The organism is Gordonia alkaliphila, from assembly GCF_023017165.1.
Taxonomy (GTDB): Bacteria; Actinomycetota; Actinomycetes; order Mycobacteriales; family Mycobacteriaceae; genus Gordonia; species Gordonia alkaliphila.
Map to the genome: position 1 here is coordinate 844,472 of NZ_JALKBW010000001.1, position 24,057 is coordinate 868,528.

Sequence of the window (24,057 nt, forward strand, 5' to 3'; positions counted from 1 at the left end):
CCGATCGCCGTCCGCTTCGAGCACTCCTCCTTCACCCACGCATGCCGGCGAGCTCGGTGTGCGGCATGGCGGAGCTCCCACCTGGGACGCCGATCTACTCGGAGAGGATCGATTCGGTGATGTTCATGCGCGACGCACGGGCCGCGGGCACGACGGCTCCGAGCAGACAGAGCGCGGCCGCAGCTGCAACATAACCCACCGTGGACCACAGCGGCTGGTAGACGATGTCGATCGACGTGGTCTCGGTGAGAATCCGGTCGGCCACCACGTGCAGCCCCGAGCCCATCACCAGGCCGACGGCCGCACCGACGATCGCCACCGACCCGGCTTCGGCCAGCACCATGCGGATCACGAACCGCCGGGAGGCGCCCATCGCGCGCAGCACGCCGATCTCGCGGCGTCGTTCCAGCACCGACAGCAGCAGGGTGTTGAGCAGGGCGATGGCGGCCGCTCCGGCGACGATCCACTGGATCGCGACGGTGAACGCACCCGCCTGCTCCACGGTGGCCTGGGTGGCCTGCAGCGCCTCGGCGCCGGTGTAGACGTGCACCGGCCGATTCCCGGCACCGGGATAGTCGGCGACGATGCGCGTCAGCTCCCGTTGGAGCTGCGCGCGGTCGGCGCCCGGTTCGGTGAAGATCTGCAGGTAGGTGTCGCCGGGCCGCTGGAACCACTGGGCCAGCAGCGTCTGCGAGATCCCCGCGGTGCCGGAGTCGATGGTCACGTAGTTCACCGTGTCCCGCACCACCAGCTCGTGGTAGCCGGTGGGGGTGGCGAGCCGCAGCGTGTCGCCCACCTGCACGTCGAGGGTGCGGGCCAGCACGCGGGAGATCAGGATGCCGTCGCCGTCGAGCGTCTGCTGCACTGCTTCGGGGGTGGCCTTGCGCAGGAACGGTGCGGCCGCACCCGGCTCCAGGCCCTGCAGCATGGCGCGCGCCGAGCCGATGTTGACAGCGGCCCACTGGCCGCCGGCGATGCGTTCCACGCCGGGCAGCTGCGCGGCCTGCTCGGCGATCACCGGGTTCAGCACCGGGCCCACCGGGATGTCGCTGGACGCGCGAGAGGAGACGTAGATGTCCGGGTCGCTCAAGCCCTGCAGCGAGTTGCCGATGGACCCGACCATGTTGCTGAGCGCCCCGGAGATGCCCACGCCCACGGCGATGGCGACGCCGACGGTCATCACCGTGGCCCACACCCGTCGGGGCGCGCGTTCACTGTTGATCGCCGCCAGCCGGCCGGGTCCGGAGAAGCGCTGGGAGACGGCGACCACGGCGCGCACCAGCGGCTCGGTGAGCCCGAAGAAGATCAGCAGCGCGCCCACCGCGTACACCGCGCCGGCCAGCAGCGCGGGCCGACCCTCCACGGTCAGCGTCATCACGAAGGCACCGGCCACCAGCGCCGCACCGAGCAGCCCGGTGGCCCACAGCAGTTTCCGGGCGGGTGGGGTCGCGTCGGCGGCCGCACCCGGCACCATGGCCTCCACCGGGGCCACCGCGAACACCGACCGCGCGGCCAGCGCGGTGGCCGCCACGCAGGCCAGCACGCAGGCGGCCACGGTGAGCGGGACCGCGTAGCCGGGCAACGAGTAGGACACTTCCAGCGAGGCCGAGCCCACCGAACTGGGCAGCCGCCCCACCGCCCAGCGGCCGGCCAACCAGCCGACCGGAACGCCGAGCAGGCCACCGACCAGGCCGAAGATCGCCGACTCGGCGAGCAGGTCGGTCACCAGGTGGCGACGACGCGCGCCGAGCGCCCGAATCATCGCAAGCGACTGCCGCCGCGAGGCCACCGCCATGTTCATCGTGTTGAACACCAGGAACCCGGCGATGATCAGCGACACGAGCGACACCAGCAGCGTCGAGTCGCGGGTCACGGCGCTGGCCACCTCGGACTGCTTGACCCGGAAATCCGGATCGACGACGCTGGCCCGGCCGTCGACCACCGCGTCGACCTGCCTTGTCAGGGACGACTGGTCGACGCCGTCCTTCGGCACGATCATGATCGAGTCGACGGCCCCGTTCAGTCCGGCCAGGCGCTGCGCCAGCGGGAGGTACGCGAACACGAACCGGCCGCCGTTGAGGACCTTGGTCTGCGGGTCGTCGACCACCTGCAACACCCGCACCGCGGTGTCGCCGATGTCGACGGTCTGGCCCTGCCGCAGCCCGGTGCCCGATCCGACCACCACGCCGTCGGCGAGTTCGGCGGTGTCGACGGACTGACCGGAGTCGGCGAAGGCCGAGCGCAGCTGCGGCGACAGCGCGGTGACGCGCAGGTCCGAGCCGAGCAGGGTGGTGGGAACGCCGTCGATCAGCACCGTCCCGCGGATCAGCGGCACCACCGACTTGACGTCGGGCACCGCGCTGCGGATCTGCCCGGCCAGCGCGGCGTCGACGCCGGTGTCGGCGATCGCCGCGACCTCCACGGTGGCCGCGCCGGCGAGGGCGGCGTTGAACTTGCGGACGCTGTCGGTCATCGAGCCGTAGGCGCCGAGGACGGCGATGAGCAGCCCGGAGGCCACCACCACGACGATCATCGAGGTGAGCACCCGCAGTCGGTGCCCGGCCAGTTCGCGCAGGTTCAGCACTCGCACGCGGGTGAGTGCCGCCCCGAATGCGCTCACGTCACCTTGCCGTCGCGGACGGTGATCACTCGGTCGCTGAACTCGGCGGCGTTGTCGGCGTGCGTCACCATCAGGACCAGCCGATTCGGGTCGTCGTGCGCCACTTCCGCCAGGAGCGCCAGCACGTCGGCGCCGGTCTTGGAGTCGAGGTTGCCGGTGGGCTCGTCGGCCAGCAGGATGGTCGGATCCATGATCAGCGACCGCGCGATGGCCACGCGCTGCATCTGGCCGCCGGACATCTCCGCCGGCCGGTGGTTGATCCGATCGCCCAACCCGACGCGTTCCATCAGTTCCACGGCGCGCGGCTTGGCCGACGCCAACGACGTGGAGTCGAGCAGCTTGGGCAGGGCCACGTTCTCCCACGCCGACAGTGTGGGCACCAGGTTGAAGAACTGGAAGATGAAGCCGACGCGATGGCGGCGGAAGGCGGAGGCGGCGTCGTCGTCGAGCGTGGCGAGATCGACGCCGTCGACGACGATGGAACCCGAGGTGGGAGTGTCGAGGGCGCCGAGGATGTGCAGCAGCGTCGACTTGCCCGCACCGGACGGACCGATCACCGAGACGAACTGACCGCCGTCCAGGCTCAGGCTGGCGCCGTCGAGGGCGCGCACCCGTTCGTCGCCCATCCGGTACTCGCGCACCAGATCGGTGGCTTCGACGAGTGCCACCGGGTCAGTCGTTGTCGCCGCGCAGCTGGGCGTGCAGGTCGGAACGCCGCGCCGCACGGTCGGCGTCGACCGCCGCGATCTGCGCATTGACCTTCAGCCGGATCGTCTTGAACGCGACCATGCCGATCGGCAGGGCGATCAGGACGCCGAACACGGCCGCCACCAGCACCGGCACCGTGATACCCACGAGCCAGCCGATCCCCCAGACGATCGCCGCGACCACGGCCACCAGACCGAAGCGCACCAGCGTGTACAGAGCCACCCAGCCGACCAAGGATCCGATGCTGGCCTCCGGTGCCGTCGTATCCGCTCCGGTGGTCGATCGTGCCTGGTCGTTCGTCATGACCCCAGCGTACGTGGTGCCGCCGCCGAGGCCGAACCGGAACCCGGCCAGTCGGACATTACCGACTCTTTACTGTTTCCTGACCATTCGAGCACCTGGCACGTATGGGTGTACTTCTGGAGGTGTCCCTACCGGACGAAATCACTCGCACCGAGAACGAAAAGGGGAGGATCGAGATGAGTATCGCGGAACATCCCATCATCACGCCGAGCATGGCCCGCCAGCACACCTTGACTCCGGGTCAAGTGGCCGAGATGTTCAATGTGAATCCGAAGACCGTGGCCCGCTGGGCCAGCACCGGCCTGCTGCCGTCCATTCGGACGCCCGGCGGTCACCGCCGCTTCCGCGAAGCCGACGTGGTGGAGTTGCTCAACCGCTGACCCCGCCGGGACAGGTACCCTCGGGGGCATGCTCTACATGTACCTACTGATCGTCGTCGCCGCGGTCGGCTACGTGCTGTGGAAAATGTCGCAGGCCCCGAAGGGCCCGGCCGGAACAGCGTCCCGGCGCGAGGCCCCTCGAGGCCCGGACGACGACCCGGAGTTCCTGCGGAAGCTCTGAATCGTCGTCAGATCATCGAGGGTCTGACTACTTCGAGGGTCGACTACTTCGAGTAATCGTAGAAGCCGCGCCCGGTCTTGCGGCCGAGGTAGCCGGCGTCGACCATGCGGCGCAGCAGCACCGGCGGCGCGTAGTGCGCCTGGCCGAACTCGGCGTACAGCGATTCGGCGACGGCCAGGCAGATGTCCAGACCGACGGTGTCGCTCAGACGCAGCGGACCCATCGGGTGGCCGCAGCCGCTGACCATGCCCTCGTCGATGTCCTCGGCGCTGGCGAAGCCGCTCTCGTACATCCGGATCGCGTTGGTCAGGTACGGCACCAGCAGCGCGTTCACGATGAAGCCGGACTGGTCCTTGGACTCGATGGTCCGCTTGCCCAGACCGTCGCGCGCGAAGTCGGCCACCTTGGTCACCACGGCCGGATCCACCTTGAGGGTGGTCACGATCTCCACCAGCGCCATCACCGGCACCGGGTTGAAGAAGTGCATGCCCAGGACACGCTCCGGGTAACGGGTGGCGTTGGCCAGCCGGATCACCGGGATCGACGACGTGTTGGTGGCGAGGATCGCGTCCTTGCTCACGATGTCGTCGAGCTTGTGGAAGTACTCCAGCTTCAGCGACTCGATCTCCGGCATGGCCTCGACCACCAGCTCGCAGTCGGCGAACGACTCCAGGTCGGTGGTGACGGTGATGCGATCGAGGGTCGCGGTGGACTCGTCCTCGGCCAGCTTGCCGGCCTTGACGGCGCGGGCCAGGCTCTTGGCGATGCGCTCGCGGGCGGCGTCGACGGCCTCCGCACGCTCGAGCACCCGCACGGTCGATCCGGCGCGGGCGACCACCTCGGCGATGCCGGCACCCATGGTGCCGCCGCCGATGACTCCGACGTTCTTCACACTTACTCCTCTTTTATCGTCTTATCGATAGTGACGCGCGGGCTGATTCACAGCCCGGCGTACGAATGCAGACCCGAGACCACCAGGTTGATGGCGAACAGGTTGAACAGCACCGACGCGAAGCCGGCGACGTTGATCCAGGCGGCGCCGGTGCGCCAGCCGGCGGTGGCGCGGGCGTGCAGGTACGCGGCGTAGATCACCCAGGAGATGAAGCTGACGGTCTCCTTGGGGTCCCAGCCCCAGTACCGGCCCCACGCGGATTCGGCCCAGATGGCGCCGAGGATGATGCCGATGCCCAGCAGCGGGAAGCCGACGACGACGCACTTGTAGGCCATCCGGTCGAGGGTTTCCTTGGACGGCAGCACCTCGGTGGCCGCCGGCCAGCGGTCCTTGACCAGGAAGAGGATGCTCAGCACACCGGAGACCACCATGATGCCCGAGGCGATCGAGATCACCGAGACGTGAATGGCCAGCCAGTACGACTTGAGGGCGGGCACCACCGGTGCCGCGTCGGCGTAGAGCGCGGTGCCGCCGAAGAACATCATCACGACGATCGGCAGCATCACGAAGCTCATCATCGGGCGGTACTTGACGCTGCGCAGCGCCACCAGGCCGCCGACGACGGCTGCGGCGCAGGTCACCGAGATGAACTCGTACATGTTGCCCCACGGCATGCGCTCGGTGGCCACACCGCGCAGCACGATCGACGCGATGTGCGCGATCAGGCCGACGAACACCACCGGATAGGTGGCGGCGCTGAGCGTGGCCGAGCGGCTGCGCCGCGGCTTCTTCGGGCCCTCGTCGATGCGGCCGGGCGTGCGGTCGCCGGCGATGGGCCCCGCGGGCCGATCCGCGCCGCCGCCACCGGCGTAGGCCAGCTCGGCGGGGGCCTCGGCCGGGGCGAGGGCCTCGCCCGCCGCGGTCTTCGTCTTGGCCGCCATGGCCAGCGAGACCAGGAACAGCACCATGGCCAAGAAGTAGACGACCAGGGCGACGGTGTAGAACTCGTCGGAGAGGCGACCGAGCGTCTCGTTGACGTACATGCCCGTATCAGTGTTCACGTGATCGATTCCTCGATTTCTTCCTCGTGCGGACTACAGTCCGCCCGGTCGGAGGCGTCCGCCTTCGACCAGTAGGGCTCGAGCTTGCTCGTCGAAGCCCTCTCCCCAGCCGGCTTGATCGGTACGAGCCAATCCGGCCACCTCAACTACAGTACGTCGTTGATCACCCTCGGTCACCGCCGGAACCAGGCGAATCCAGATGCGACGACGCCGCACCAGCATGGACACCAGCAGACCCGCGATCATCACGATGGCGGAGACCAGCACGGAGGTCTGACCGGGGTCGTGGGACACCTGCATGGACACCCAGCGGCGGTAGCCGTCGTAGGTGACCTTGGTGCCGTCGGGCAGGGTGGCGCTCTCCCCCTGCTTCAGGTTCACCGACGCCTTGCGCACCAGGCGACCCTGATCGATCAGGCGACGGTCGAGCTCGTAGACGCTCTGCGCCTGACCGGTGTCGAGGCCGGCGTCGCCCTGGTAGACGCGCACAGCCACCTGCGGATCGTTGACGATCGGTGACTGCGACAGCAGCAGGGTGGAGTGGAACGCGGGGTCCGGGGCGAACAGGCCGTCGACGGCGATCTGGTTCTTCCGGCGCTCGTCCTCGTCCGGAAACATGCCGGCCGGGGTCTCGAAGCGCATGGCCCCTTCGGACAGCATGGTCTGCGTGTCCTGCGGCAGGAACGGCGCCGTCTGGGTCCGGGTCTCCCCGTTCGGGAAGGTCACCGTGAAGGTGGGCGCGTAGCCGTTGCCGAGCACGTAGACACGGTCGCCGGCGACGCGCAGCGGCTCGTTGACGCGAATGGTGCCCTGCTCCCAGGTGTCCTGCGGCGACCGGATGTCGGTGGTGTAGCGGACCTGCGAGGTGTACATGTCGGGCTGGCCGGTATCGAGGAACGTGGCCTCGAAGTTCTCCACCTTCACGCAGAACTCGCTGAGGTCGGTGCCGTCGACCATGGCGCCGGCCCGGAAGGAGTCGTACACCGCGGTGGAGGTGTTGCACAGCATCTGGTCGTCGCCGGCCACCAGGATGCGTGTGCCCTCGTAGCCGAACATCTTGCCCGCGGCGATGGTCACCAGCAGCGCGAGCAGCGCGAAGTGGAAGGTCAGGTTGCCGAACTCACGCAGGTAGCCCTTCTCCGCGGACACCTCCACGGCGCCGTCCGGGTAGGCCTTGCTCGCCGGCAGCTCCCGCGTGGTGCGACGCCAGCCGCGCAGGTTGGCGGTGACCCGCTCGGCCAGTTCGGCGGGGGCGCCGTCGACCGTCTCGGTGATATGCCGCGGCAACCGCGTGAGGTTGCGCGGGGCGGGCACCGGCTGGGTGCGCAGCGCCTTGAAGTGCTCCCAGATCCGCGGCGTGAGGCAGCCGACCAGCGAGATGAACAGCAGCAGGTAGATCGCGGTGAACCAGCCGGAGCCGAAGACGTCGAACAGGCCGACCTTGTCCATCCAGACGCCGAGGGTGCCGCGGTCGGCGATGTACTGCGCGGTCTTGCCCTCGTTGAGGTCGCGCTGCGGCAGCAGGGCGCCCGGCACCGCGGCCAGCGCCAGCAGGAACAGCAGCACCAGCGCGGTGCGCATCGCGGTGAGCTCGCGCCACACCTTGCGCAACGGGGTCACCACGAACCGCTGCACCGGCGACGGACGGTAGGTCTTGGTGGTCATATCGGCAGCTCCACGTCAGAGATCATGGTGATCCGAATCCAGTCGACGATGTCGTTCCACCAGCCGAACAGCAGCAGCAGACCGACGCCGATCATCAGGACTCCACCCATCACCTGGATGGTTCGGGCGTTGCGGCGCAGGAAGCCGAGGCTGCGCACCGCCCACGCCGAAGAGAAGGCCAGCAGCAGGAACGGCAGGCCCAGGCCGATGCAGTAGGCGATGACCAGGGCGACGCCGCGCCAGGCCGTCATGCCCTCGGTGTTGGCGGCCACCACCAGCACCGCGCCCAGGGTGGCGCTGCTGCAGGGGATCCAGCCGACCGCGAAGACGCCGCCGAGCAGCGGTGCGCCCACCCAGTGCGAGACCCGGATGGGGTTCATCCGGTAGTCCTGCATCTTGATGGTGCCGATGAAGACCAGGCCCATCGCGATGGTCACCACGCCGCCGATGCGTTGCAGCAGCAGCATGCGCGACTGGTCGTAGAACGCGGTGGTGGCGCCGAACAGGGCCGACGTGGCCAGCACGTACACCACGGTGAAGCCGAGGACGAAGAGGAAGGCCGCGCCCACCACCCGCAGGCGGCCCTTCTTGGGCGGCTCCCCGGGCACCACGGCCGGCGCCTCGGCGCCGACCAGGCCCGCCAGGTACGACAGGTAGCCGGGCACGAGCGGCACGATGCACGGCGACGCGAACGAGATCAGACCCACCAGCACGCACACGCCGAGGCCGAGCAGCAGCGGCCCGGACGAGACGGTGTCGGCGAAGGTCTCGGCGACCCCCGCCACGTGCAGTGTGGTCATCGTGGGTCGACGTCCTCGGCCAGGACGCGCTGCACTTCGTCGTAGATCTCCTGCTCGCTGACCGCCTTGAGGTAGACGATCACCGGGCGCAGCTCACGGTCGAGGACCACCGTGGTCGGCACGGCGCCGACCGGCACGCCCAGCGCGGACAGCGTCTGCCCGCCGTAGTCGTAGATCGACGGGTAGGTGAGGCCGCGGTCGCGCGCGAAGTCCTGCGCCGAACCGCGGTTGTCGCGGAAGTTGATGCCGACCACCGCGGCGCCCTGATCCTTGACGCGCTGGTACACCTTCTCCAGCTCCGGGGCCTCCTTGCGGCACGGCGGGCACCACGACGCCCACACGTTGACCACCACGACCTCGCCCTTGTACGAGTCCAGGTTCACGGTGCCGTCGCCGAGCAGGTTCGGCCCGGAGACGTCGCCGATCGGCGTGCGGTCGGCCGGGTCGTAGGTGATCACGGTCTTGCCGCCCGGTGCGACGATCTGATTGGCGCCGCCCTGGACCACGGCGTCGTCGCCGGTGGCGCAGCCGGTCACCGCGAGCAGCAGCACCACGGCCGCGGCCAGGACCGAGAGGGAACGCACACTTCGCAACGTCACGCTCCGGTGATCCGCGGATCCGAGGCGCCGGCCGGTTCGGAGTAGACGATGTCGACGAGCTCGTCGCCGTCGTATACGAGACTGGTCAGCGAGGCGAGCGAGCACTGGCGGATGCGCGGGTCGTGCCAGAGGCGACGACCCTCCAGGAAGCGGCGCAGCGTGTACACCGGCAGCTGGTGGCTCACGCACACCACTTCGTGGCCGGCCGCGGTCTTGCGGGCCAGGGCGGCCGCCGACAGCATGCGGTGCGCGATCTGCAGGTACGGCTCGCCCCACGACGGGGTGAACGGGTCGCGCAGCTTGCTCCAGTGCCGCGGCTTGCTCAGCGCGCCGTCGCCCACCGAGACGCGCAGGCCCTCGAACTGGTTGTCGGCCTCGATGAGGTCGTCGTTGGTGATGATCTCCAGGCCGTGCGCGGCGGCGATCGGCGTGGCCGTCTCCTGCGCGCGCTGCAGCGGCGAGGCGAAGACGGCGGCGATGTCGTGGCCGGCGAGGGCGTCGGCGACGGTCCGGGCCTGCGCCTGGCCGTTCTCGGCGAGCCGGAAGCCGGGGAGGCGCCCGTACAGAATCTGGTCCGGGTTGTGCACCTCACCGTGGCGCATCATGTGCACGATCGTCTTCATGTCAGTCCTGTCCGGGTGCGACGGCGGCGGCGGCCGCGGCGGCGGCAGCCGGAAGGGCATCGGCGAGGCGCGCGAAGTCGTCGTCGCTCAGTGCGGTGGAAACGAACCACGCCTCGAAGGCGCTGGGCGGCGGGTAGATGCCGCCGGCGAGGAGGGCGTGGAAGAACGGGGCGAACCGCCAGGTGTCGGTGGCCTTGACCCCGGCGTAGTCGACGATCGGCTGGTCGCTGTCGGTGAAGAAGACGCTGAACAGGTTGCCCGCGGCCTGCACGCGGTGGGCCACGCCGGCGGCGCTGAGCGCTTCGGTGAGCAGCTGCTGAACGCGCGCGGCGTTGGCGTCGAGCTGCGCGTACACCTCGTCGGTGGCCAGCGACAGCGTCGCGAGCCCGGCGGCGACGGCCACCGGATTCCCGGAGAGGGTGCCGGCCTGGTAGACGGGCCCGACCGGGGCGAGGTGATCCATCACGTCGGCGCGACCGCCGAACGCCGCGGCGGGCAGGCCGCCGCTCATCACCTTGCCGAAGGTGTACAGGTCGCCGGCCACGCCGTCGATCCCGTAGTAGCCGGAGCCGCTGACGCGGAAGCCGGTCATCACCTCGTCCATGATCAGCAGGGCGCCGTGGCGATCGGCCAGCGCGCGCAGCCCGGCGTTGAAGCCGGGGACGGGCGCGACGGCGCCCATGTTGCCCGCGGCGGCCTCGGTGATCACCGCGGCGATCGCGCCGGGGTGCGCCTCGAAGGCGGCCGCGACGGCGTCGAGGTCGTTGTAGGGCAGCACCAGGGTGTCGTGCGCGGCGGCGCCGGTGACGCCGGGCGAGGTGGGCAGGCCCAGGGTGGCGACGCCGGAGCCGGCGTCGGCGAGCAGCGCGTCGACGTGGCCGTGGTAGCAGCCGGAGAACTTGATGATCTTGCTGCGGCCGGTGAAGCCGCGGGCCAGGCGGACCGCCGACATGGTGGCCTCGGTGCCCGAGTTCACCAGGCGCACGCGCTGCACCGGGTCGACGCGCGCGGCGATGGCCTCGGCCAGCGCGATCTCCGCCTCGGTCGGGGCGCCGAAGCTGAGGCCGTGGAGGGCGGCCGAGCGCACTGCGTCGACCACTTCCGGGTGGGCGTGGCCCAGGATCATCGGGCCCCACGAGCAGACGAGGTCCACGTAGCGGTTGCCGTCGACGTCGACCAGCTGCGAGCCGGCGGCCTCGGCGATGAACCGCGGGGTGCCGCCGACCGCGGAGAAGGCCCGGACCGGGGAGTTGACACCGCCCGGAATGGATCGTGCGGCCCGTGCGAACAGTTCCGCACTCACGGGCGTGGCGGCGGACATGTCGACGGAGGGGACCATGAACTCCAGTGTTCCAAATGTTGGCGTGTGGACCCAATCGCGGTAGCCGTATTTCAGGCCCCTCACAGGTTCGCCCCGGATTCGGTGATCCAGGTCATGAAGCAGGCGCTCAGAGGCGTGCGAGCACGCTCTCGGCCATCGCGCGCTGACCGAGTTCCGTGGGGTGCAGCGAGCCGACGCCGCCCAGCGGCGCGATCCACCGCTGCTGCGGGTCGGCGCAGGCGGAGTGTCCGACCGACGCCTGCGCCATGTCCACGTAGACCGCACCGGCCGCGGCAGCGGCGTCGGCCACCACCTGATTGAGTCGCTGCTGCAGGCGATGCAGGTAGACGACGTCGCCCGCGGCGATCGGCACCTGCGCGAAGCAGCCGTCGGTGGGCGGCAGCAGCCACGGATAGCCGACGATCATCACCCGCGCGTGCGGCGCGCGCTCGGCGATCGCCCGCAGTCCCGCGGTGAGCGCGGGCCGGGTGACGGTGTCCAGCGCGGCGAACAGCCGGTTGCCCAGGGCCGCTCGGCACGGCGCACCCTCCGGATCGGCGCGACCCAGCCGCGCGCACTCGGACACGGCGGTGGCGAAGACGTCGGCGTCGTTGCCGCCCAGGGCCAGGGTCACCAGATCGGTGTCGGCGTCGAGGGCGTCCAGCTGCGGGCCGACGCCCTCGTACTGCGCGGCGGTCAGGTCCGCGGTGGTGGCGCCCGCGCAGGAGACGTCGGTCAGGTCGGTGCCGCGGTCGGCGGCCACGAGCCGCCCGAAGTTGCCCTCCGCGCGCTGGCACAGGAACGACGAGTCGGCCACCAGTGGACGCACCCCGGTACCGGCGGCGAAGCTGTCGCCGAGATGCGCCTGTTTCACGGGGGTCTCGTCGGCAGGCGTTGCGCAGCCGGCGAACAGCACCAGCAGGGTCGCCGCCAGCAGGGTCGCCACCAGTGCCGTGACCGCCCGGGTCACGACTGCTGCGGTCCCGACTTCTTGGGTCCCAACCCCAGCTTCACGGCGAGGTGGGCCTGCGTGAGTTCGGTGCGGAACAGGTCCACGTCGCGCGCCCAGGCCTGGGCGAGTTTGCCGTTCGTCAGCTTCACGCCGACGCCCTTGCGCCGGCGCGGGACGGCGGGGAGTTCGCCGAGCGCGCGGGCGCTCTCCCACTTCTGGTGCTCGGACGACCGGTTCTCCGGGTACACCTCGGCGATCTCGTCGAGCGCGATGGTCTGCGCGCCCTGGCGCAGCGTGGTCTCGGTGAGCCGCACCGAGACGTGCTGTCGTGCCGCGGCCACCTGCAGCAGGGCGAAGCCCACCAGGATCACGCCGAAGATGGTGAGCACCGGCCAGTGGATCGCTCCGCCGCCGACGATCTCCATGATCAGCACGGCCGCGATCATCACCGGCCCGATCGCCACCACCCACCAGCTGCCGCCGGCTTCGTCGAAGAGGATCTCGCCCTCCGCGATCTCTGCGGGCTCGTCGGCGACGGGGTCTTCGCTCACTGGGCGTTCCGGCCCTTCGTCTTCCCCCCGGCGTTCCCGCAGTCCTTCGCCTTGCCGGTGAACCAGGCGTCGGCGGCCGGACGGTACGCGAGGATGGTGGCGGCCAGCCCGACCACCGAGGCGGCGAACACGGCCGCCAGCAGCCCGGACTGGAAGCCGACGGTCAGCACCAGCAGCATCACGGCCACCACGCTGGTCAGCGCGGCAAGCGAGCCGCGCCACTGGGCGCCCATGCACGCCTTGCGGGCCAACGAGATGTAGGCCAGGCCGAGGATGATCACGAGCACCTCGACGGCGAGGCGGTCCAGGTGCCAGGCGGTCTCGAACAGCGACGCGATCAACAGGTACACGCCGAGGGCCACCAACAGGACGCCGGAGCCGAGCCAGAGCCGGAACGCCCAGCGCACCTGCGTCGGTCGTGTCGCCGGATCAGGGTGATACGCCACCGCCTGCTCGGTCATCTGCTGTCCCCTCGTTGGTGCGGACCATGTCCTTCTCGACGGTACGCCGCGCTCGCGTCGAGGAACTTCTTGGTGTCCGGGTGCAGCAGGGCCGCTGCTGCCCCCATGGCGGCGACGCCGCCGAGGATACGCGGGATCATCGCCCAGGTGGGTAGGTCGGCGGCACCGTCGCCGGGCGAGAAGCCCAGCAGCAGGCCGAGGACGTCGATCACCAGCATCACCGCGATCACCGCCGCGACCCAGGCCAGCAGGAACCGCGCCCACCCGATGCCGCGCCAGACCAGCCACAGCAGTCCGGCGGTGAACACCAACGCGACCACCGACGCGATCACGATGGACAGCACCGCGACGATCGTCGCCATCTGGTCCACGTTCTGCGGGCCGTTCGGCCCCTCCGCCATCTTCTTCGCGTAGGTGAAGGCATCCGCGCGGATCGTCGAGTAGCTGCCGGCGAACGCGATCAGTTCGAAGACCAGCGCGATCGCCACCAGCTGCCCGGCGGTCCGGACGGACTCGGGTGCGGTCGGGCGCGTCGCGAGCGGGACCGTCACGAGCCGGCCCGGAGTCGCAGGCGATGGGCGATCTCGACGGCCGCGTAGGTCAGCACGATCGACGCACCGGCGCGCACGATGGACAGCACGGCCTCGTCGAGCGCGGCTTCCCGGTCGATCCATCCACGTTCGGCGGCGGCGCAGATCATCGCGTACTCGCCGCTGATCTGGTACGCCGCGACCGGGCGGTCGGACCGGTCGGCCACCTCCCGCACGATGTCCAGGTAGCTCATCGCGGGCTTGACCATCACCATGTCGGCCCCCTCGTCGAGGTCGGCGAGCAGTTCGCGCACCGACTCGGTCCGGTTGGCCGGATCCTGCTGGTAGGTGCGACGATCCCCGTCGAGCGACGAGCCGACGGCCTCCCGGAAGGGTCCGTAGAAGGCGGACGCGTACTTGGCGGTGTAGGCCAGGACGGCGACGTCGGTGAAGCCCTCGGCGTCGAGCGCCTCGCGGATGGCGGCCACCTGGCCGTCCATCATGCCGCTCGGTGCGACGACGTGCGCGCCGGCCCGCGCCTGCGCGAGCGCCAGTTCCCGGTAGTGCTCCAGGGTGGCGTCGTTGTCGACGCGCCCGGCGTCGTCGAGCACCCCGCAGTGCCCGTGATCGGTGAACTCGTCCAGGCAGGTGTCGGCCATCAGCACGGTGGTGTCACCGAGGTCCTCGGCCAGCAGGCGCAGAGCGCGATTGAGGATGCCGTCGGGCTGCTGCCCGCACGAGCCGGTCGCGTCCTTGTCCTCCGGGCGCGGGACGCCGAACAGCATCAGGCCCCCGACCCCGGCGTCCACCGCCTCGCGGGCGGCCACGCGCAGCGACTCCAGGGTGTGGTTCACCACGCCCGGCATGGAGCTGATCGGCCGCGGGGCGTCGATGCCGTCGGCGACGAACATCGGCAGCACCAGCTGCGCCGGATCCATCCGGGTCTCGGCGACGAGGCCGCGCATGGCGGCCGTGGTGCGCAGGCGGCGCGGACGGTGCAGGCTCATGGCAGCAAGTCTACGAGCGGGCGCGGCGCGACTTCTTGCGCGGCGGGGGCAGGGTGCCCTCGGCGCGCAGTTCGGCGGCGTGTGCGGCGAGCGCGTCGACCAGCGACGAGATGGAGGCATCCTCCGGCCGCACGTCCACGCGCAGACCGAATTCGAGGGCCGTCTCCGCGGTCTTCGGGCCGATGCACGCGACGATGGTGCGGGCGTGCGGCTTGCCCGCGATACCGACCAGGTTGCGCACCGTGGAGCTCGAGGTGAAGCAGACCGCGTCGAAACCGCCGGTCTTGATCATCTCGCGGGTGGCCGCGGGCGGCGGCGCCGCGCGGACGGTGCGGTAGGCGGTCACGTCGTCGATCTCCCAGCCGCGCGCACTGAGGCCCTCGGAGAGGGTTTCGGTGGCGATGTCGGCGCGGGGCAGCAGGATGCGGTCCACCGGGTCGAAGATCTCGTCGTACGGCGGGAAGTCGTCGAGCAGGCCGAGCGACGACTGTTCGCCGCTGGGCACCAGCTCGGGTTCCACACCGAACGAGCGCACGGCGTTGGCGGTGCCTTCGCCGACGCAGGCGATCTTGACGCCGGAGAAAGCGCGGGCGTCCAGACCGAACTCGGCGAACTTCTCCCACACCGCGCGGACCGCGTTGGTGGAGGTGAACACCAGCCACTGGTAGCGGCCGTCGACCAGACCCTTGACCGCGCGCTCCATCTGGGCGGGGCTGCGCGGCGGCTCGACGGCGATGGTCGGGACTTCCTGCGGGATGGCGCCGTGGGTCACCAGGCGGTCGCTCATCTCGGCGGCCTGATCCTTGGTGCGGGGCACCAGCACGGTCCAGCCGTACAGGGCGCGCGACTCCCACCAGGAGAACTTGGTGCGCGAACCGACGAGCTTGCCGACGGTGAGGATCAGCGAGCCGGCGACGGCGGCGGCGTGCTCGGTGAGCGAGGCGAGGGTGGTGTCGATGGTGCGCTGCTGGCAGGTGGTGCCGTGCACGGTGATGGCGACGGGCGTCTGCGGCGCGAGGCCCTGCTCGGTGAGCGCGCTGGCGACCTCGCCGAGGTGGCCGTCGGTGGCGTGCAGCACCAGCGGGCCGGGGGCGGCGGCCAGGGCGGCCCAGTCCACGTCGCCGCGGACGTCGGCGACGGTGTGGCCGGAGCCGAGTGGCAGGCCGGCGAAGCCGGGGACGGCGGCCGCGTGCGGCAGACCGGGCAGCACCTCGAAGACGACGGTGGTGCGGGCCACGGCGGTGATCTCGGCGAGCACCGCGTCGGTGGTCATCGGATCGCCGGCCACCACGCGCACCACGTCGGTGCCGGTGCGGGCCTGCGTCACCAGGATCTTGGCGACCTGCGACGGATCGCCGAGCGCGGGACGGACCACCGGTTCGGCTTCGTCGACCGGTTCGGGGGCGGGAGCCTCCTCGGCGGCCTTGCGTCCACTGCGCACCGGCGCGACCTCGGGGACGGCGTGCGCCGAGCCGATCAGGTCGACGATGGCCGGTGCCACATCGGGGTCGACGAAGGCGACAGTCGCCTCGGCCAGCACGTTGAGGGCACGTACGGTCAGCAGATCCGGATTACCGGGACCCGACCCGACGAACAGGATTCGGCCGGGACTAGCATTCTTGGTACGGCTCATGCGTTCGCACTCTCCTGCCCGCGAGCGGGCTGCAGTTCGTTCTCTGCGGGAGCCGTCAGTCGGTGTCGCGGTTGCGATCCGGGTTGACGAGTGCGGCAGCACCGAGCTCCAGCAGTTCGGCGGCGAGATCCTTGCCCAGTTCAACGGCCCGTTCCACCGGGCCCACCGTCGAAGCGCGGATCACTTCGGATCCGTCTTCGGCCGCAGCTGCCGCGCGCAGCGACAGTTCGGCAAAGATGCGCCCGTCCTCATCGATCGATTCGACCACCTCGGCGATGGCGCCGACCGGCGCGGTGCACCCGGCCTCCAGGGTCGCGAGCACTGCGCGTTCGGCGTCGACCGCCGCACGGGTGGACGGGTCGTCCAACTCGGCGAGGATTCTCACCAGTTCGGCATCGTCGGCACGGCATTCGACGGCGAGAGCCCCCTGTGCCGGCGCGGGCAACATGACCACAGGATCGAGTGCCTCGGTGACCGCTTCGGTACGACCGATGCGAACCAGTCCGGCTCGGGCGACGACCACCGCGTCCAGTTCCCCGTTCGCGACTTTGCCCAACCGAGAATCAAGGTTGCCCCGTAGGGGGCGAATTTCCAAACCGAGACCCAGTGCTCTAAGCTGCGCCGCACGCCGCGGCGACGAGGTGCCCACCAGCGACCCCGGGGGCAGCTGGCCGAGGACCAGTCCATCCCGGCTGACCAGCGCATCTCGGGGATCCACGCGGGTCGGCACGGCCGCCATGGCGAGGTCCGGTTCGGGCGCCGTCGGCAGGTCCTTGTATGAGTGAATCGCGGCGTCACACTCACCGTTGCGCAGTGCGATGCGAATCGCGGTGGTGAACACGCCGACACCGATCTGCGCGACCGGGGCGGTGGAGGTGTCACCGTCGGTGCTGATGATCACCAGTTCCGCGGGGTGGCCGGCGGCGGTCAGCCGGTCGGCGATGCCCTGCGCCTGCGTGGTGGCGAGCAGCGAGCCGCGGGTACCGATACGGATGGGGGCGACAGACACGCCGGGTCCTTTCGTTGTGCCCGTGATGCGATTACGGGACCGGCTCAGCGCGAGCCCGGATCCGGGGCCGCGACCTGTTCGGCGGTCCCCGGCTTGAGTTCGAACAGTTCGCGCAGCGCCTCGGCATAGTGGGTGCTGCCCGACGAGGCGAGCTGCTTGACCCGCACCGTCGGCGCGTGCAGAAGTTTGTCGGCGACGCGGCGCACCGTCTTGGCCACCTCGTCGCGTTGGGCCGCATCGAGATCGGGCAGGCGGCTCTCCAGCCGCAGGATCTCGGCGTCGACCAGATCGGCGGCGCGCTGGCGCAGCGCGGCGACCGTCGGGGTCACCTCGGCCTGCCGCTGCGCCGACAGGTAGCCGGCCAGTTCACCGGCCACGATGGCGGTGGCCGCGGCGGTGTCGTCGGCGGCGGCGCGGGCGCCGCTGTCGCCACGCAGGCTCTCGATGTCGATCACGTGCACGCCGGGCAGGCGGGCCGCGGCCGGGTCGACGTTGCGGGGCAGCCCCAGGTCGCAGATCATCAGCGGGATCATCGACGCGCGCCGCAGCAGCGCCTGGTGCACGTCGCCCACCTGCAGCACCGGCGTCACCGAGCCGGTCGCGGTCACCACGATGTCGGCGTCGGCCATCACCTCGGCCACGTCGTCGATCCCGGCCCCGCGCGTGGGGATGCCGTAGCGCTCGGTGACGCGGGCGGCGAGTTCGTTGGCGCGTTCGGTGGTGCGGTTGACCACGAACATCTCGGTGATGCCCAGGCGTGCGAGTTCGCTGGTGGCCAGCGACCCCATCGCCCCGGCGCCGATCACCACGGCGCGCCGCATCGGCGGCTGGCCGGTGCCGCGCACGGCGTCGGCGCGGGCCACCGCCACCGACACCACGGAGGCGCCGGCGCGGTCGATACCGGTTTCGCTGTGCACCCGCTTGCCGACCCGCAGCGCCTGCTGCGCCAGTTCGTGCAGGGTGCTGCCCGCGGTCTTGTGCTCGTCGGCCACCGAGTACGCGGTGCGGATCTGGCCGAGGATCTGCTGCTCGCCCACCACCATCGAGTCCAGGCCCGCGGCGACGGTGAACAGGTGCTCCACCGCGGCCTCGGAGTAGCGCACGTAGGCGTGGTCGGTCATGTCGGCATAACTCATGCCGGAGTGCTCGCCGAACACCTGCCCCACGGTCTCCAGCGCCGGGTGGAAGGCGTCGACCACGGCGTACAACTCGATGCGATTGCAGGTGGAGACCAGCATGGCCTCGCTGACCGCGTGGGACTGCAACACCGACGAGACGAGCTTGGGCCGGTCGTGTTCAGACACGGCAAGTCGTTCGAGGACCGGTACTGGAGCGCTCCGATGGGAGACCCCGAACAACAAAAGACTCACCCGGTCAGGGTAGTTCACTTCCCGGCGGGAGTTCCATCGCCCCGGCGAGGTCGGCGCGCAGCCGCGGTTCGTCGACCTCCCAGTAGGAGTGTTCGACGCCGTCGAGCAGGACCACCGGCACCCGGTCGCCGTACTCCGCCCGCGGATCCGGATCGCCCGCGGCGGCCAGCTCGTCCACGTCGGCCACCTGCGGCGTCAGCGCGTAGTCGGCCAGGATCGTCTCGAGCTGGGCGCGGGCGGTCGCACACAGGTGGCAGCCCGCCCGGGTCAGCAAGGTCACCACCGGAAGGGACTTCTGCTCAGCACTCACAAGCGGCGAGTCTAATCACAGACGGCGCTTCCCCACCCCTCACGCTAGGCTGAAACCGCACCGAACCGCACGCTTCACCCGATGCCCAGGAGGTAGCCCGTGAGCCGCAACTCCCCCGACCGCGACACCGACTTCGACGAGGCCGCAGGCGACGCGACCGCCGACGATGCGCTCGTGGACGAGGCGCTGGAGGACGAGGCGATTCTCGCGCACGTCCACGAGAGCCAGGAGCTGGCGGCCGAGCAGTTCGACGCGGACCCGCACGACGACGACTACGCCGAGGACGCCGAGCTGAGCGAGGCCGACGCGGCCGCGCTGCGCGAGGAAGAGGAGAACCGTCGTGTCGCGGCCTGGCTGGCCGATCGCGCCGGCCGCTTCCGGCAGAGCGCGGGCGAACTGCGCCAGGTGCTCGCCGGTGAGGCGGCGGCCACCGCCGCCGTCGAATCGCTGCGTCGTCGTACGCCGGCGGCCACCGATTCGGAGACACCCGAGGTGACCGACCTGACGGCGGCCGCCTTCTTCGACGTCGACAACACGCTGGTGCACGGCGCGTCGATCGTGCTGTTCGCGCGCGGCCTGGCCGCCCGAAAGTACTTCTCCTACAACGACATCGCGAAGTTCGCGTGGCAGCAGGCCAAGTTCCGGCTGACCGGCCGCGAGAACATGGACGACGTCGCGCAGGGTCGCGACAAGGCGCTCAGCTTCATCGCCGGACGCTCCACCGAGGAACTGGTGGCGCTCGGCGAGGAGATCTACGACGAGTACATCGCCGACCGCATCTGGCCGGGCACCGAGGCGCTCGCGCAGCGCCACCTGGCCGCGGGCCAGCAGGTGTGGCTGGTCACCGCGACACCGGTGGAGCTGGCGCAGACCATCGCCCACCGCCTCGGCCTGACCGGCGCCCTGGGCACCGTGGCCGAGAGCGAGGACGGCGTGTTCACCGGCCGCCTGGTGGGCGACATCCTGCACGGCCCCGGCAAGGCGCACGCCATCCGTGCGCTGGCGGTGCGGGAGGGCCTGAACCTCAAGCGCTGCACCGCCTACTCCGACTCGTACAACGACGTGCCGATGCTGTCGCTGGTCGGCACGGCCGTGGCGATCAACCCGGACGCGGATCTGCGCGACGTCGCGAAGGTGCGCGGCTGGGAGTCGTACGACTTCCGGACCGCACGCAAGGCCGCCAAGTACGGTGCGGGTTCGGCGATGGTCCTCGGCGCCGCCACCGGCGGGGCGTTCGTCACCGGCCGTATGCTGCGCGCGTTCGCAGACCGTCAGCCCAAATAGACGCTGGCGCGACGACTCAGCATGCGGAACAGCGTCTGCTGGATCTCCTCGCGCACGTGGTCGGTGAGGTCGAAGACCACCATCGGGTCGTCGGCCGACGCCGTGTCGTAGCCGCTGGTGTCGATGGGCCGACCGAAGTGGATGTGCCACTTGGACGGCAGCGGCACCATGCCGAGCGGGCCGAGCCACGGGAACAGCGGCGTGATCGGGAAGTACGGCAGACCCAGGGCCCGCGCGAGCGGCTTGAGGTCGGCGATCATCGGGTAGATCTCCTCGGAGCCGACGATCGAGACCGGGATGATCGGCGCGCCCGTGCGGATCGCCGTGGTCACGAAGCCGCCGCGGCCGAAGCGCTGCAGCTTGTACCGGTCCTTGTACATCTTGCCGATGCCCTTGAAGCCCTCCGGCCACACCGCGGTGAGCTCGCCCTGGCGCAGCAGCGCCTCGGCGTCCTCGTGGCAGGCCAGGGTGGCGCCGATGCGGCGGGCGAACTCGCTGACCACGGGGGTGTCGAAGGCCATGTCGGCGGCCAGCGGACGCAGGTAGCGGCCGGCCGGGTGGTTGTCGCGCACGGCCAGCGAGCAGATCACGGCGTCGATCGGGATGGTGCCGGCGTGGTTGGCCACCAGCAGCGCGGCGCCTTCGGACGGCAGGTTCTCGATGCCGGTCACTTCCACCCGGAACCACTTCTGGTAGAGCTGCCGGACGGCCGGGAACCAGACCGATTCGGTGAAGTGCGGGTCGAAGCCGAAGTCGTCGACGGCGTATTCGCCGGTCATCCGCTCCCGGATGAAGCCGGACGTGGCGATCAGCGAGTCGGCGACCGCGTTGCGGAGGCCGCCGAGGCTGAACAGCGGCGACTGCCGCACCTGGTCGAGTTGGGGGCCGGGTTCGTCGGGCAGCACGATGTCGGTGTTGATCGGGACGATCTCGGCGCCGTCGGTCCCGAAACCGTCGGTGTTCGGATGTCCCAGCGGCGCGGACGGCGCCCGCTGGTCGGAGGTGTACAGCGAGATCACCTTCGCGGTGCGCGCGTCGCTGCGCTTATCCATCGGTGGCACGAGTGAACCCACCCCTTCGTTGTCACGTCGCCCGTCGTTCATCGTAGTCCGGCCGGTCATTGGATCGCTGTGGCGGCGGACACCGCTCGCTGCTGCAGGCGCCGCCAGGCGTCCTCGCTGACCACCGGCGAGGTGTTGCCCCGCTCGACGAAGTCGTCGAGCGTCTCCCGCGTCGTGTACCGCGGGTGGAAACCGAGCTCTTCGCGCATGCGCGTGGTGTCGAGGACCCGACCGAACGACAGGAAGCCCTCCTGCTCGGCGCGGATCGACGGCAGCCGACCGTCGCGCAGCACGCCGACCAACGGCGACAGCAGCTGCGGGGGCACCGGCAGCTGAACGTGTCCGGCTCGGTGGACCGCTTGCGCGAGGGTCACCACGCCGTCGCCGGCGAGGTTGAAGGTGCCCGGCGTGCCGCGGGTGGTGGCCCACTCCAGCGCGCCGAGGGCGTCCTCCTCGTGCAGGAACTGCAGTCGTGCCTGGTGACCGAAGACCACCGGCACCATCGGCATGGACAGGTAGCTGCTCATCCGGGTGGCGATGCGCGGACCGAGGATGGCCTGCGGGCGCAGGATGGTCACGTCGATGTCCTGCCGACGACGGGCCAGTCCGCGGGCGTAGCCCTCCACGTCGAGCATGTCCCGGCCGTAGCCGCGCTTGGGTTCGCGGCGCGCGGGGGTGCCCTCGCGGAAGTAGGCGGGGTCGGCGGAGCTGGCGCCGTAGATCATCGCGGTGGACCGCAGGATCACCCGCTTCACGCTGGGGGTGCGCTGGCAGGCGGCGTAGACCTGCATGGAGCCGACCACGTTGAGCTCTTTGATGGCGGCCGAGTGGCCTGCGGCATCCATGATCGACGGCGCCGCGTGCACCACCGTATCGACGTCGTAGCCGGCCAGCGCGCGGGCGATGGCCGGTCGTCGGATGTCCAGGCGCAGGAAGTCGGCGCGGCCCATGCGGCGCATCAGCGTCTTGCTGGGGACCCGCGAATCCACGGCCACGATCCGCTCGATGTCCGGGTTCTCCGCGAGGCGCGACACCAGGTAGCCGCCGAGGAAGGTGGAGGCGCCGGTGACCAGCACCGAACGCGGCGCGGTCCCTGCGGGCAGATCTGTCATGTTCTCCAGGCTAACGAACGACGAAACCCGCCCAAGATTGAGCGGGTTTCGTGGGTGTTACGTCTCTCGACTCACTTGCCGAGTTTACGACGCTGCACGCGAGTACGGCGAAGCAGCTTGCGGTGCTTCTTCTTCGACATGCGCTTGCGGCGCTTCTTGATCACTGAACCCATGGGGCTCTCCTCACGATCTTGCTGATGGTCCGTAGGCCGCGGTCGACAGCTGGGACGATTACGGCGCTCCAGTCCCGCTCAGCGCGACCGGGACCCGAGGCTCCATCTTACCGATTCGATGAACCGGAGACGAAATCGGGCTGCGCGCGGAACTATCCGGCGTCGAAGTACGAGGTCTCCAGGTAGTCGTGCACGGCCTTGGCGTGCACGCGGAACGAACGACCGACGCGCACGGCCGGCAGCTCTCCACTGTGCACCAGGCGGTACACGGTCATCTTCGAAACGCGCATCAGCGCGGCAACCTCGGCAACGGTCAGAAACTGGGTCCCTGCACCGGGCTCATCTACTGCAGCCATGAATAATCAAACCTCCGGTGCACGCATCGTGGCCACCGGCTTCCCCTCCGGCGGACATAGACACGTACGTGCTGATAGAAGCTTAACGTGGCAGATGTGAAATCTGCGACGTGAGTGGCCAAGTTGGCGATGTATTACTCGGCTGTTATTTGCCGAATCGTCCCATAATCGCAGGTCGCGGACTCAGCCCTCGTCGTCGACGAACTCGGCGGCCACTGCGCCGCCGCCGCGCGAACCCTCAACGTCGGCTCGACGTGCGGCCATCTTGCTGTACTCGGCGGCGGCCCGCGCGGCCTCGCTGGTGGCGTGCCGCAGCCCGTATCGCTCGAACTCGCGCAGCGCCGCGGCGGTGGTCCCGCCGGGCGAGGTGACCGCGGCACGCAGATCCACCGGGGAGACCCCGGATTCGACCAGCAGCTCGCCGGCCCCCTTGAGGGTCTGCCCGGCCAGTTCGAGGGCCTGCACGCGCGTCAACCCGAGTCCGACCCCGGCATCGGCGAGCGCCTCCACCATCAGGAAGAAGTAGGCCGGACCGGAGCCGGAGATCGCGGTGACCGCATCCATCTGCTTCTCCGGGACCACCATCACCTTGCCGACGGTCTCCATCAGCCGGACCGCGACCGCGACCTGCTCCTCGTCGGCGTGCCGACCGGCGCAGACCGCACTCATGCCCTCGTTGACGAGCATCGGGGTATTGGGCATAACCCGGATCACCGGGGTGCCGGCGGGCAGCGCGGCCTCGTAGCGCACCGTCGGGATGCCGGCCACCAGCGACACCGTGATGCGCTCGGTCTCGCCGCTGTCGTCGGCCCGCGCCAATTCTCGCAGGACCGACTCGACGGCGTCCGGCTTCACCGCGAGGAAGACCACCTGCGCGCTCTCGGCCGCGTCCCGCACGTCCTGCGTCACGCGGACGCCGTAGTCCTCGGCGAGCTCGGTCGCCCGCGCCGGCAGCTTCTCCACCACCACCAGGTCGCGGCTGGGCTTGCCCGCCTTGATCAGGCCGGCCAGCAGGGCCTCACCGATCTTGCCGCCGCCGATGATCGCTACCCGCTCGCTCATGTCGTCTCTCTCGTCTTCTCGCTCGTGTCGTTC

Annotated in this window: 27 protein-coding genes; 3 read left to right on the forward strand and 24 right to left on the reverse strand. The window is 70.2% G+C overall.

The features are described 5' to 3' along the window. Positions 1–94: 94 nt before the first annotated feature. Genes MUG78_RS03590 through MUG78_RS03600 form a run of 3 tightly spaced genes read right to left on the reverse strand, consistent with a single transcriptional unit; the run spans position 95 to position 3,631 of the window. The gene (locus MUG78_RS03590) at positions 95–2,620 is read right to left on the reverse strand and encodes an FtsX-like permease family protein (protein WP_246992271.1); all 2,526 of its coding nucleotides are present in this window, start codon (positions 2,618–2,620) and stop codon (positions 95–97) included. Next, on the reverse strand, positions 2,617–3,246 hold the full coding sequence (locus MUG78_RS03595) for an ABC transporter ATP-binding protein (RefSeq protein WP_246996792.1): 630 nt from the start codon (positions 3,244–3,246) through the stop codon (positions 2,617–2,619). Before MUG78_RS03595 ends, MUG78_RS03590 begins: the two co-directional genes overlap by 4 nt. A gap of 46 nt (positions 3,247–3,292) precedes the next feature. Further along, positions 3,293–3,631, reverse strand: coding sequence for a DUF4229 domain-containing protein (locus MUG78_RS03600; protein WP_246992273.1), 339 nt, complete (start codon positions 3,629–3,631; stop codon positions 3,293–3,295). 176 nt (positions 3,632–3,807) lie between these two features. Here MUG78_RS03600 and MUG78_RS03605 point away from each other — a divergent pair, with 176 nt between their 5' ends. Next, on the forward strand, positions 3,808–4,011 hold the full coding sequence (locus MUG78_RS03605) for a BldC family transcriptional regulator (RefSeq protein ID WP_246992275.1): 204 nt from the start codon (positions 3,808–3,810) through the stop codon (positions 4,009–4,011). A gap of 28 nt (positions 4,012–4,039) precedes the next feature. Then, positions 4,040–4,192 carry a hypothetical protein gene (locus tag MUG78_RS03610; RefSeq protein ID WP_246992277.1) on the forward strand — a complete coding sequence of 51 codons (153 nt, stop codon included), beginning with the start codon at positions 4,040–4,042 and terminating at the stop codon, positions 4,190–4,192. Between the two features lie 43 nt (positions 4,193–4,235). Here the strand turns inward: MUG78_RS03610 and MUG78_RS03615 are convergent, their stop codons facing one another. From MUG78_RS03615 to MUG78_RS03690, 16 genes are all read right to left on the reverse strand, one after another. After that, positions 4,236–5,084, reverse strand: coding sequence for a 3-hydroxybutyryl-CoA dehydrogenase (locus MUG78_RS03615; RefSeq protein WP_308221322.1), 849 nt, complete (start codon positions 5,082–5,084; stop codon positions 4,236–4,238). A 47-nt stretch (positions 5,085–5,131) separates the two neighbouring features. Then, positions 5,132–6,145: a c-type cytochrome biogenesis protein CcsB gene (gene ccsB / locus MUG78_RS03620; RefSeq protein WP_246992279.1), complete on the reverse strand. Its 1,014-nt coding sequence runs from the start codon at positions 6,143–6,145 to the stop codon at positions 5,132–5,134. Between the two features lie 33 nt (positions 6,146–6,178). Beyond that, positions 6,179–7,810: a cytochrome c biogenesis protein ResB gene (gene resB / locus MUG78_RS03625; protein WP_246992280.1), complete on the reverse strand. Its 1,632-nt coding sequence runs from the start codon at positions 7,808–7,810 to the stop codon at positions 6,179–6,181. Next, entirely contained in the window at positions 7,807–8,610 is an 804-nt protein-coding gene (locus MUG78_RS03630; protein ID WP_246992282.1) for a cytochrome c biogenesis CcdA family protein, read from the reverse strand. Before MUG78_RS03630 ends, resB begins: the two co-directional genes overlap by 4 nt. Continuing rightward, positions 8,607–9,194, reverse strand: a complete 588-nt coding sequence (locus MUG78_RS03635) for a TlpA family protein disulfide reductase (RefSeq protein ID WP_308221323.1) — start codon at positions 9,192–9,194, stop codon at positions 8,607–8,609. The genes MUG78_RS03630 and MUG78_RS03635 overlap by 4 nt, the downstream gene beginning before the upstream one ends. 11 nt (positions 9,195–9,205) lie before the next feature. Then, positions 9,206–9,832, reverse strand: a complete 627-nt coding sequence (locus MUG78_RS03640) for a histidine phosphatase family protein (protein WP_246992284.1) — start codon at positions 9,830–9,832, stop codon at positions 9,206–9,208. Between the two features lies 1 nt (position 9,833). Continuing rightward, a complete protein-coding gene (gene hemL / locus MUG78_RS03645) occupies positions 9,834–11,171 on the reverse strand; it encodes a glutamate-1-semialdehyde 2,1-aminomutase (RefSeq protein WP_246992286.1) in 1,338 nt (445 codons plus the stop codon). A 109-nt stretch (positions 11,172–11,280) separates the two neighbouring features. Then, positions 11,281–12,123, reverse strand: coding sequence for an SGNH/GDSL hydrolase family protein (locus MUG78_RS03650; RefSeq protein WP_246992288.1), 843 nt, complete (start codon positions 12,121–12,123; stop codon positions 11,281–11,283). Further along, positions 12,120–12,656 carry a transport-regulating membrane protein Mce1N gene (gene mce1N, locus MUG78_RS03655; protein ID WP_246992290.1) on the reverse strand — a complete coding sequence of 179 codons (537 nt, stop codon included), beginning with the start codon at positions 12,654–12,656 and terminating at the stop codon, positions 12,120–12,122. Before mce1N ends, MUG78_RS03650 begins: the two co-directional genes overlap by 4 nt. Beyond that, a complete protein-coding gene (locus MUG78_RS03660; RefSeq protein WP_246992291.1) occupies positions 12,653–13,117 on the reverse strand; it encodes a hypothetical protein in 465 nt (154 codons plus the stop codon). Before MUG78_RS03660 ends, mce1N begins: the two co-directional genes overlap by 4 nt. Continuing rightward, a complete protein-coding gene (locus MUG78_RS03665; RefSeq protein ID WP_246992293.1) occupies positions 13,114–13,668 on the reverse strand; it encodes a hypothetical protein in 555 nt (184 codons plus the stop codon). Before MUG78_RS03665 ends, MUG78_RS03660 begins: the two co-directional genes overlap by 4 nt. After that, on the reverse strand, positions 13,665–14,654 hold the full coding sequence (gene hemB, locus MUG78_RS03670; RefSeq protein WP_246992295.1) for a porphobilinogen synthase: 990 nt from the start codon (positions 14,652–14,654) through the stop codon (positions 13,665–13,667). The genes MUG78_RS03665 and hemB overlap by 4 nt, the downstream gene beginning before the upstream one ends. 10 nt (positions 14,655–14,664) lie before the next feature. Continuing rightward, entirely contained in the window at positions 14,665–16,287 is a 1,623-nt protein-coding gene (locus tag MUG78_RS03675) for a bifunctional uroporphyrinogen-III C-methyltransferase/uroporphyrinogen-III synthase (RefSeq protein ID WP_246992297.1), read from the reverse strand. A gap of 55 nt (positions 16,288–16,342) precedes the next feature. Then, positions 16,343–17,296, reverse strand: coding sequence for a hydroxymethylbilane synthase (gene hemC, locus MUG78_RS03680; protein ID WP_246992299.1), 954 nt, complete (start codon positions 17,294–17,296; stop codon positions 16,343–16,345). Positions 17,297–17,340: 44 nt separating this feature from the next. Then, the gene (locus MUG78_RS03685) at positions 17,341–18,666 is read right to left on the reverse strand and encodes a glutamyl-tRNA reductase (protein ID WP_246992301.1); all 1,326 of its coding nucleotides are present in this window, start codon (positions 18,664–18,666) and stop codon (positions 17,341–17,343) included. A gap of 4 nt (positions 18,667–18,670) precedes the next feature. Further along, positions 18,671–18,976 carry a glutaredoxin family protein gene (locus MUG78_RS03690; protein WP_246992303.1) on the reverse strand — a complete coding sequence of 102 codons (306 nt, stop codon included), beginning with the start codon at positions 18,974–18,976 and terminating at the stop codon, positions 18,671–18,673. A gap of 99 nt (positions 18,977–19,075) precedes the next feature. Between MUG78_RS03690 and MUG78_RS03695 the strand changes: the two genes are divergently transcribed. Further along, positions 19,076–20,260, forward strand: coding sequence for an HAD family hydrolase (locus tag MUG78_RS03695; protein ID WP_372493105.1), 1,185 nt, complete (start codon positions 19,076–19,078; stop codon positions 20,258–20,260). Here the strand turns inward: MUG78_RS03695 and MUG78_RS03700 are convergent. From MUG78_RS03700 to proC, 5 genes are all read right to left on the reverse strand, one after another. Next, positions 20,248–21,312, reverse strand: a complete 1,065-nt coding sequence (locus tag MUG78_RS03700; protein WP_246992305.1) for a lysophospholipid acyltransferase family protein — start codon at positions 21,310–21,312, stop codon at positions 20,248–20,250. The two genes, MUG78_RS03695 and MUG78_RS03700, sit on opposite strands and share 13 nt — an antisense overlap. 65 nt (positions 21,313–21,377) lie before the next feature. Continuing rightward, entirely contained in the window at positions 21,378–22,433 is a 1,056-nt protein-coding gene (locus tag MUG78_RS03705; protein ID WP_246992307.1) for an NAD-dependent epimerase/dehydratase family protein, read from the reverse strand. A gap of 71 nt (positions 22,434–22,504) precedes the next feature. Beyond that, entirely contained in the window at positions 22,505–22,606 is a 102-nt protein-coding gene (locus MUG78_RS03710; protein WP_003402602.1) for a 30S ribosomal protein bS22, read from the reverse strand. A gap of 152 nt (positions 22,607–22,758) precedes the next feature. Beyond that, the gene (locus tag MUG78_RS03715; RefSeq protein ID WP_246992309.1) at positions 22,759–22,962 is read right to left on the reverse strand and encodes a helix-turn-helix domain-containing protein; all 204 of its coding nucleotides are present in this window, start codon (positions 22,960–22,962) and stop codon (positions 22,759–22,761) included. A gap of 183 nt (positions 22,963–23,145) precedes the next feature. After that, the gene (gene proC, locus MUG78_RS03720; RefSeq protein ID WP_246992311.1) at positions 23,146–24,024 is read right to left on the reverse strand and encodes a pyrroline-5-carboxylate reductase; all 879 of its coding nucleotides are present in this window, start codon (positions 24,022–24,024) and stop codon (positions 23,146–23,148) included. Positions 24,025–24,057 lie beyond the last annotated feature (33 nt).

Bases quoted from the DNA above. Each gene is read 5' to 3' on its own strand.
- MUG78_RS03705 (WP_246992307.1), bottom strand. From the start codon at position 22,433: ATGACAGATCTGCCCGCAGGGACCGCGCCGCGTTCGGTGCTGGTCACC.
- hemL (WP_246992286.1), bottom strand. From the start codon at position 11,171: ATGGTCCCCTCCGTCGACATGTCCGCCGCCACGCCCGTGAGTGCGGAA.
- MUG78_RS03640 (WP_246992284.1), bottom strand. From the start codon at position 9,832: ATGAAGACGATCGTGCACATGATGCGCCACGGTGAGGTGCACAACCCG.
- MUG78_RS03610 (WP_246992277.1), top strand. From the start codon at position 4,040: ATGCTCTACATGTACCTACTGATCGTCGTCGCCGCGGTCGGCTACGTG.
- MUG78_RS03605 (WP_246992275.1), top strand. From the start codon at position 3,808: ATGAGTATCGCGGAACATCCCATCATCACGCCGAGCATGGCCCGCCAG.
- MUG78_RS03595 (WP_246996792.1), bottom strand. From the start codon at position 3,246: ATGGGCGACGAACGGGTGCGCGCCCTCGACGGCGCCAGCCTGAGCCTG.
- proC (WP_246992311.1), bottom strand. From the start codon at position 24,024: ATGAGCGAGCGGGTAGCGATCATCGGCGGCGGCAAGATCGGTGAGGCC.
- MUG78_RS03600 (WP_246992273.1), bottom strand. From the start codon at position 3,631: ATGACGAACGACCAGGCACGATCGACCACCGGAGCGGATACGACGGCA.
- MUG78_RS03710 (WP_003402602.1), bottom strand. From the start codon at position 22,606: ATGGGTTCAGTGATCAAGAAGCGCCGCAAGCGCATGTCGAAGAAGAAG.
- MUG78_RS03675 (WP_246992297.1), bottom strand. From the start codon at position 16,287: ATGAGCCGTACCAAGAATGCTAGTCCCGGCCGAATCCTGTTCGTCGGG.
- MUG78_RS03660 (WP_246992291.1), bottom strand. From the start codon at position 13,117: ATGACCGAGCAGGCGGTGGCGTATCACCCTGATCCGGCGACACGACCG.
- MUG78_RS03630 (WP_246992282.1), bottom strand. From the start codon at position 8,610: ATGACCACACTGCACGTGGCGGGGGTCGCCGAGACCTTCGCCGACACC.
- resB (WP_246992280.1), bottom strand. From the start codon at position 7,810: ATGACCACCAAGACCTACCGTCCGTCGCCGGTGCAGCGGTTCGTGGTG.
- hemB (WP_246992295.1), bottom strand. From the start codon at position 14,654: ATGAGCCTGCACCGTCCGCGCCGCCTGCGCACCACGGCCGCCATGCGC.
- MUG78_RS03715 (WP_246992309.1), bottom strand. From the start codon at position 22,962: ATGGCTGCAGTAGATGAGCCCGGTGCAGGGACCCAGTTTCTGACCGTT.
- MUG78_RS03700 (WP_246992305.1), bottom strand. From the start codon at position 21,312: ATGGATAAGCGCAGCGACGCGCGCACCGCGAAGGTGATCTCGCTGTAC.